Consider the following 6,711-nt stretch of genomic DNA (forward strand, 5'->3'; position numbering starts at 1 on the left):
CCAACACCTGACCACCCGCACCCACCACCAGCTGCAACCAAACCAGGCCTACGTAGCTATCGCCGCTGCCTTGCTACGCCAACTGCACGTGGTGATCACCACCGCCACTCCCTGGGACCCGACCCTGGCGGGACCAACCCAGACTGCGGAGGTGAGCGCCGCCTGAACCCAGACCTCGCCGACCGGGACAAGCTCGCCGCACCTAGGGCATAACCCGCGCCTGAGCCTGAGCAGTCCCACCCGGCGCGACCCGAGCTCGGATGAAGGCTGTTGGGTACCAACCCGTTTGACCGCTAGGTAGAGCCCGCGCCAGGCACGACCCCGGCCGACCAACCACCACCAGCACCCGCACCCGGACCGCCCAACCAGGCCGCCCGGCAACACCCACACGCCCACACCCCACCACAGGACCCATTGACACAAACCCTCATAGGCTGCTCAGGCAGCGGTGATCGGGTCGCTGGTCTCGATCGGGCGGCGGTGGTCGGGTCGCTGGTCTCGATGGGGCGGCGGTGGTCGGGCCGCTCCGCGATCACGCCGTGAGTGGGTCGTCCTCGTCCCCGTCGTCGGCGAACTGGGTGCGGTAGAGCTCGGCGTAGCGACCGTTGCGCGCGAGGAGCGTCGGATGATCACCGCGTTCGACGACGCGGCCCGCTTCGAGCACCACGATCTGGTCGGCGGCGCGGATCGTCGACAGGCGGTGCGCGATGACGATCGAGGTGCGGCCCTCGAGGGCCTCGCCCAGTGCTTCCTGAACCGCCGCCTCCGAGGTCGAATCCAGATGTGCAGTCGCCTCGTCGAGGATCACCACCGACGGCTGTGCGAGCAGCAGACGCGCGATGGTCATCCGTTGCCGCTCACCGCCGGAGAGACGGTAGCCGCGTTCGCCGACGATCGTGTCGAGTCCGTCGGGCAACGACTTCACCAGTTCCTCGAGGCGTGCTCGACGCAGCGCGTCCCAGATCTCCTCGTCGGAGGTGTCGGGCCGTGCGAGAACGAGATTGGCGCGGATGGTGTCGTGGAAGAGGTGTCCGTCCTGCGTGACCAGTCCGACGGTGCGATGCACGGACGCGATCTGCAGGTCCCGGATGTCGACGCCGGCGAGCTGGACCGAGCCCTCGTCCACGTCGTACAACCTCGTGGCGAGACTGGCGATGGTCGACTTGCCGGCACCCGAACTGCCGACGAGGGCCACCATGCTGCCCGCCGGGACATCGAGATCCACATGGTGCAGAACCGTCTGCCCGGCCCGATTGTCCAGCTGGGCAACCTCTTCCAGGGATGCGAGCGAGACCTTGTCGGCCGACGGGTAGGCGAAGGAGACGTCGTCGAAGCGCACCGACACCGGTACCGGCCGGCCGCTCTCGGTGCCGGGGACCGGGCGGGCATCGGGGGCGTCGACGATCAGCGGGGTCAGGTCGAGGACCTCGAAGACGCGCTCGAAACTGACCAGCGCGCTCATGATCTCGACCCGGGCGTTCGCCAGGGCGGTGAGCGGTGCGTACATCCGGGTCAGCAACAGCGCGAGGGACACGACCGCGCCCGCCGACAGATGTTCGTGCACCGCAAGCCATCCGCCGAGACCGTAGACCAGTGCGAGCGCGAGCGCCGACACCAGGGTCAGGGCGGTGAAGAAGTAGGCCTGCAACATGGCTCGCCGGACACCGATGTCGCGCACACGATCTGCGCGGTCGGCGAACTCGCGGGATTCCAGGTCGGGCCGTCCGAACAGCTTCACCAGGGTGGCGCCGGGTGCGGAGAACCGTTCGGTCATCTGCGTCGACATGCGGGCGTTGTGCTCGGCCGCCTCCCGCGACAGGGCGGCCATCCGGCCTCCCATCCGACGCGCCGGGATCACGAACACCGGGAGCAGTACCAGAGCGAGAATCGTGATCTGCCAACTGATGTAGATCATCACGCCGAGCGTCAGGGTGAGCGTCACGAAGTTCGACACCACACCGGACAGGGTGTCGCTGAAGGCGCGCTGCGCACCGATCACGTCGTTGTTGAGCCGGCTCACCAGCGCTCCGGTCCGGGTCCGGGTGAAGAAGGCGACGGGCATGCGCTGGACATGGTCGAAGACCGCGCGCCGGAGATCGAGGATGAGACCCTCACCGATGTTCGACGACAACCAGCGGACACCGATGCCGGCCGCGGCCTCGGCCACCGCGATCAGTGCGATCGCCACCGCCAGCCCGACGATCATCGACTCGGCGCCGTTGTCGGTGATGAGGTTCACGACGCGCCCGGCGAGGAGCGGGGTCACCACGGTCAGGACCGCGGTGAACACCGACAGCACCAGGAACAGTACGATCCGCCGTCGGTGCGGGCTCGCGAACCCGCCGATGCGCCGCAGCGTCGCGCGTCGATCTCCCCGTAACCGCTTACCGTCCGGCGAGGTCGACGACTTGTACATCATGTCCCAGGCGACCGACTCCATACTCATGTCGCCCAGGGTAGAACTTAAAGTTCACTTGAGGTCCAATCGTGCGGCGGGATGCCCGGATCGGACGGGACGACCGGCACTCTCATCGATGCTCTAGGTTGGTAACTGAGGTCACAGCGGCGATCACGATCAGCGGATCGACCGGGGAAAGGTCGGCACGGCCGACGGTTAGGGGCGAGGCTCATGGCAGAACTCAAGCTCGGTTTCAAGGCGTCGGCGGAGCAGTTCGATCCGCGCGAGCTGGTGGAGATCGCGGTCGCAGCCGAAGAGCACGGGCTGGACTCCGTCGCGGTGAGCGACCACTTCCAGCCGTGGCGGCACAACGGCGGCCACGCTCCCTTCTCGCTCGCGTGGATGGCGGCCGTCGGTGAGCGCACCAAGCGCGTCCAGATCGGCACGTCGGTCATGACCCCGACCTTCCGCTACAACCCGGCCGTCATCGCCCAGGCCTTCGCGTCCATGGGCTGCATGTACCCGGGCCGGATCATGCTCGGTGTCGGTACCGGCGAGGCCCTCAACGAGTACGCCACCGGATTCCAGGGCGAGTGGCCCGAGTTCAAGGAGCGCTTCGCCCGCCTGCGCGAGTCGATCAAGCTCATGCGCGAACTGTGGACCGGCGAAGAGGTCAACTTCGACGGCGAGTACTACCACACGCAGGGCGCCTACATGTATGACGTTCCGGAACAACCGATCCCGGTGTATGTCGCCGCCGGCGGTCCGGTCGTCGCCCGCTACGCCGGACGCTCCGGCGACGGCTTCATCTGTACTTCGGGCAAGGGGGCCGAGCTCTACACCGAGAAGCTGTTGCCTGCGGTGAAGGAAGGTGCGGAGAAGGCCGAACGCGACTTCGACGCCATCGACAAGATGATCGAGATCAAGATCTCCTACGATCCGGATCCGGAACTGGCGCTGGAGAACACGCGCTTCTGGGCGCCGCTGTCGCTGACCCCCGAGCAGAAGCACAGCGTCAACAGCTCCACCGAGATGGAACGCCTCGCCGACGAGTTGCCGATCGAGCAGGTCGCCAAGCGCTGGATCGTCGCCTCCGACCCCGACGAGGCCGTCGAAAAGGTCAAGTTCTACACCGACGCCGGACTCAACCACCTCGTCTTCCACGCCCCGGGCCACGATCAGCGTCGCTTCCTGGAGAACTTCCAGCGCGACCTGGAACCGCGCCTGCGCAAGCTCGGCTAGTTCCCCGGCCCTTGGCGGGGGCGCCGTCGTGTTCGCGCTGGGGTGTTTCCTTCGCGCGGGCAGGATTACCTCCTGCGGGTGCCAGCCAATAAGTGCGAGGGAATCGGGCCCGCGGCAGGGTGAACGTCACGCGGGAACGGCTGAGCGCGTCCCCGCCGGCTGAGCTTGTCGAAGCCTACGAGATCGGTTGCAGCACCGCGGCGTCGAGGAGTTCGAGCACGCGCCGCACCGGCGGGAGGTCGTGTGCGCTCTGGCGTACACGCACCCGGATCGCACGGGTCGGAGTGGGGTCGACGATGGGGATCGCCACCACCCCCGGGGGCAGGTCGGTCAGGGCGAGCTGCGGTACCACCGTGAGGCCGACCCCGGCGGCGACGAAGCGGATCGCCGTCGGGTAATCCTGTGTCTCGATGCTGAAGTCGGGGACGAAGCCGACGGACGTGCACGCGCTGAGGAGTGCTTGACGGCACGGGCCGCGCGCGACGTCGTTGTCGACCCAGGGCACCTGGGATAGCTCCCGCAGGGTCACCGACTCGTACGCCGCCCACGCCGAATCGGCCGGTACCACAGCGTGATACGGGTCGGACGTCAGCGGGCGGCTGACGAACCCGGCGGGGTCGGGAACGGGGCGCTCGGTGTCCTCGACGTAGATCTCCACATCGGGCGAGGCCGTGGCCGCCGAGACGAGCTCGATGAGCCGCAGATCGAGTCGCAGGCCGGGGAACTCGCGCGAGATCGTGGCCACGATCGGCGGGATCCAGGCGGCGCCCGCGGAGGCGAAGTAGTTCATGCGCATCTGCCCGAGCCGCCCATCGCGCAGTTCTGAGATCAGCCCGTCCACCCGGGAGAGTTCCTCGAACACCCCTTCGGATTCGGCGGCGAGGATGGTGCCGGCCTCGGTGGGGACGATCCCACGGCCGTCACGCTCCACCAGGGTCAGTCCGGTCTCGCGCTGAAGGGTGGCGATGTGCTGGCTCACCGCGGATGGCGTGTAACCCAGGGCATTCGCCGCTCCGCCGATGGAACGCTCGCCGATGACCGAGCGCAGAACACGGAGGCGGTGGATGTCGACCATGGAATTGACGATACAGCCGGACTTAACAAAGTGGTAGAAACTTTCACTTGTCCTGAAGTGCTTCATGGCGGACGCTGATTGACATGACCTCGCGCCCCTCGTCCCCCTCTCTACTCGGCGTCTCGCTCCCGGCGTTGGCCGCCCTCATCACCGTCGTGCTGTGGGCGTCGGCGTTCGTGGGCATCCGGGCGCTGGGTGACTCCTTCTCGCCGGGGGCGATGGCGTTCCTGCGATTACTCGCGGCGGTCGTCCCGCTCACGGTCATCGTGCTGGTGGTGCGGTTGCGGCGACGCAGCGCCGCCGACGGCCGTCCGCTGGTCCCCGTGTTCCCGCGTGGACGCGCGTTGATGCTGGTCATCGCATATGGCGTCGCCTGGTTCGCCGGTTACACCATCCTGCTGAACTGGGCGGAACAGCATCTCGACGCCGGTACCGCGGCGCTGCTGGTGAACCTGGCGCCGATCCTCGTCGCCGTCGCTGCCGGTCTGTTCTTCGGCGAGGGGTTCCCGAGGCATCTGGTGATCGGCATGACCATCGCGTTCGCCGGCGTCGTGCTGATCGCCACGGGCGGATCCGCCACCGCCGACGCACATGCCGACTGGCTCGGCGTGCTCCTCGGGATCGCGGCTGCGGTGCTCTACGCCTCGGGCGTGCTCATCCAGAAGTCCGCGCTCCGTTCCGTCGACGCGCTGACCGCAACCTGGCTCGGTGCGCTCGCGGGTCTCGTCGCAACGCTCCCGTTCGCGCCGGCAGCAGTCTCCGAACTCGCCCACGCCGATGCCTCCGCGATCGTCGCGGTGATCTACCTCGGCGTCGGGCCCACCGCCATCGCCTTCTCCACCTGGGCATATGCGCTCGCCCGTACCGATGCCGGTGCCATGGCCGCGACGACCCTCGTGGTCCCGGCGATCGTCATCCTGATGTCCTGGGCGCTTCTCGACGAACTGCCGACCGGCGTCGGGATCATCGGCGGCGTGCTCTGCATCGGCGGGGTGGCGATCGCCCGTCAGTTGCTGCCGCGAACCCGCCGGAGCGGACGTGTCGCCGCCCCTCGCTCTCACCCGGCGAACGACGAGGCGCTTGGTGCGGACCTCGAGACGGAACCCTGGGGCGCCGGCAGAAGCGCGAGTTCCACGTAGCGCCACCGATGCAAAGTGGCGATTCTTCTTCGACAACGGCGACCAGGACGGCCACACCCCATCCCGATTCGATAAGTTCTCCGCATGGATCGTGACCGCATGGTGGATGTCGGAGTGGGACTCGTCTCCCGCTTCGGCGCCAAGACGTTGAGTCTGACGTCCGTGGCGCGTCACGCAGGTGTCGCCCGGGCGACCGCCTACCGCATGTTCGGTGGACGGAATGCGCTGGTTGCGGCGATCGTCGACCGTGAGGTCTCCCTGCTGCGGGTGAAGCTGCGAGAGTGGTCGGCCTCGGCGCCCGACGCCGCGGGCAAGGTCCGCGCACAGGTCGTGAACGTGCTGCCCTACATCCGCGAACACGAGGCGCTGCAGTACGTGCTGCGCAAGGAGCCCGAGGAGATCGTGCGCGCGCTGGTCGCGACGAGCGACTCGTCGGGTCCCACCCTCATCCACCAGATCGTCGACCAGACGCTGCCCGATCTCGATCCGACGATCCGGGACCAGCTCGTCCCGGACCCGCGCGGGGCCGCGGAGTTCCTGGTGCGGACGATCTACTCGCTGATGCTCATCCCGGACAGTTCGCTCACCGACGAGCAGATCGCCGATCTCGTCGTACGGGCGGTAGTCAAGAACGAGGAGTGATCGCACGATGACCGGGAACCAGGAGTCCACCGCGGACGAGACCGCGATCCCGGTCGTCGAGATGCGCCGGCCGCGCTGGGGCGACCCGACCCGCGTCACCGAGCTCCCCGCCGCCGCGGCCGCGTTGGCCGGCGACGCCACCGAGGATCGGGGTGTCGCGCCCGAGGCGGTCACCCCGCCCGCACCCACCGCTTATACACATCTCCGAGCCCACG

At 68.0% G+C, this 6,711-nt stretch carries 5 protein-coding genes and 1 pseudogene; 4 read left to right on the forward strand and 2 right to left on the reverse strand.

Going from position 1 to position 6,711, the window contains the following annotated elements; translation table 11 throughout:
* Positions 1-532: 532 nt before the first annotated feature.
* Complete coding sequence (locus tag LQD00_RS02965; RefSeq protein ID WP_232715606.1) at positions 533-2,446, reverse strand: ABC transporter ATP-binding protein; 1,914 nt, start codon at positions 2,444-2,446, stop codon at positions 533-535.
* Between the two features lie 183 nt (positions 2,447-2,629).
* Between LQD00_RS02965 and fgd the strand changes: the two genes are divergently transcribed.
* Positions 2,630-3,640, forward strand: coding sequence for a glucose-6-phosphate dehydrogenase (coenzyme-F420) (fgd, locus tag LQD00_RS02970; RefSeq protein WP_006868839.1), 1,011 nt, complete (start codon positions 2,630-2,632; stop codon positions 3,638-3,640).
* Between the two features lie 175 nt (positions 3,641-3,815).
* Here fgd and LQD00_RS02975 read toward each other — a convergent pair whose 3' ends face one another.
* Positions 3,816-4,715: a LysR family transcriptional regulator gene (locus LQD00_RS02975; protein WP_232715607.1), complete on the reverse strand. Its 900-nt coding sequence runs from the start codon at positions 4,713-4,715 to the stop codon at positions 3,816-3,818.
* 83 nt (positions 4,716-4,798) lie between these two features.
* On the opposite strand from LQD00_RS02975, the gene LQD00_RS02980 reads away from it, so the two are divergent.
* The 3 genes and pseudogenes from LQD00_RS02980 to LQD00_RS02990 all read left to right on the forward strand — a co-directional run.
* On the forward strand, positions 4,799-5,854 hold the full coding sequence (locus tag LQD00_RS02980; RefSeq protein WP_232715608.1) for a DMT family transporter: 1,056 nt from the start codon (positions 4,799-4,801) through the stop codon (positions 5,852-5,854).
* 84 nt (positions 5,855-5,938) lie between these two features.
* Positions 5,939-6,496: a TetR/AcrR family transcriptional regulator gene (locus LQD00_RS02985; protein WP_005194755.1), complete on the forward strand. Its 558-nt coding sequence runs from the start codon at positions 5,939-5,941 to the stop codon at positions 6,494-6,496.
* A gap of 7 nt (positions 6,497-6,503) precedes the next feature.
* Positions 6,504-6,711 (forward strand): annotated as a pseudogene (locus tag LQD00_RS02990) (FAD-binding oxidoreductase); the annotation flags it as partial.

It is taken from the genome of Gordonia metallireducens (assembly GCF_021245825.1).
Lineage (GTDB): Bacteria > Actinomycetota > Actinomycetes > Mycobacteriales > Mycobacteriaceae > Gordonia > Gordonia namibiensis.

Bases quoted from the DNA above. Each gene is read 5' to 3' on its own strand.
- LQD00_RS02965 (WP_232715606.1), bottom strand. From the start codon at position 2,446: ATGAGTATGGAGTCGGTCGCCTGGGACATGATGTACAAGTCGTCGACC.
- LQD00_RS02980 (WP_232715608.1), top strand. From the start codon at position 4,799: ATGACCTCGCGCCCCTCGTCCCCCTCTCTACTCGGCGTCTCGCTCCCG.
- fgd (WP_006868839.1), top strand. From the start codon at position 2,630: ATGGCAGAACTCAAGCTCGGTTTCAAGGCGTCGGCGGAGCAGTTCGAT.
- LQD00_RS02975 (WP_232715607.1), bottom strand. From the start codon at position 4,715: ATGGTCGACATCCACCGCCTCCGTGTTCTGCGCTCGGTCATCGGCGAG.
- LQD00_RS02985 (WP_005194755.1), top strand. From the start codon at position 5,939: ATGGATCGTGACCGCATGGTGGATGTCGGAGTGGGACTCGTCTCCCGC.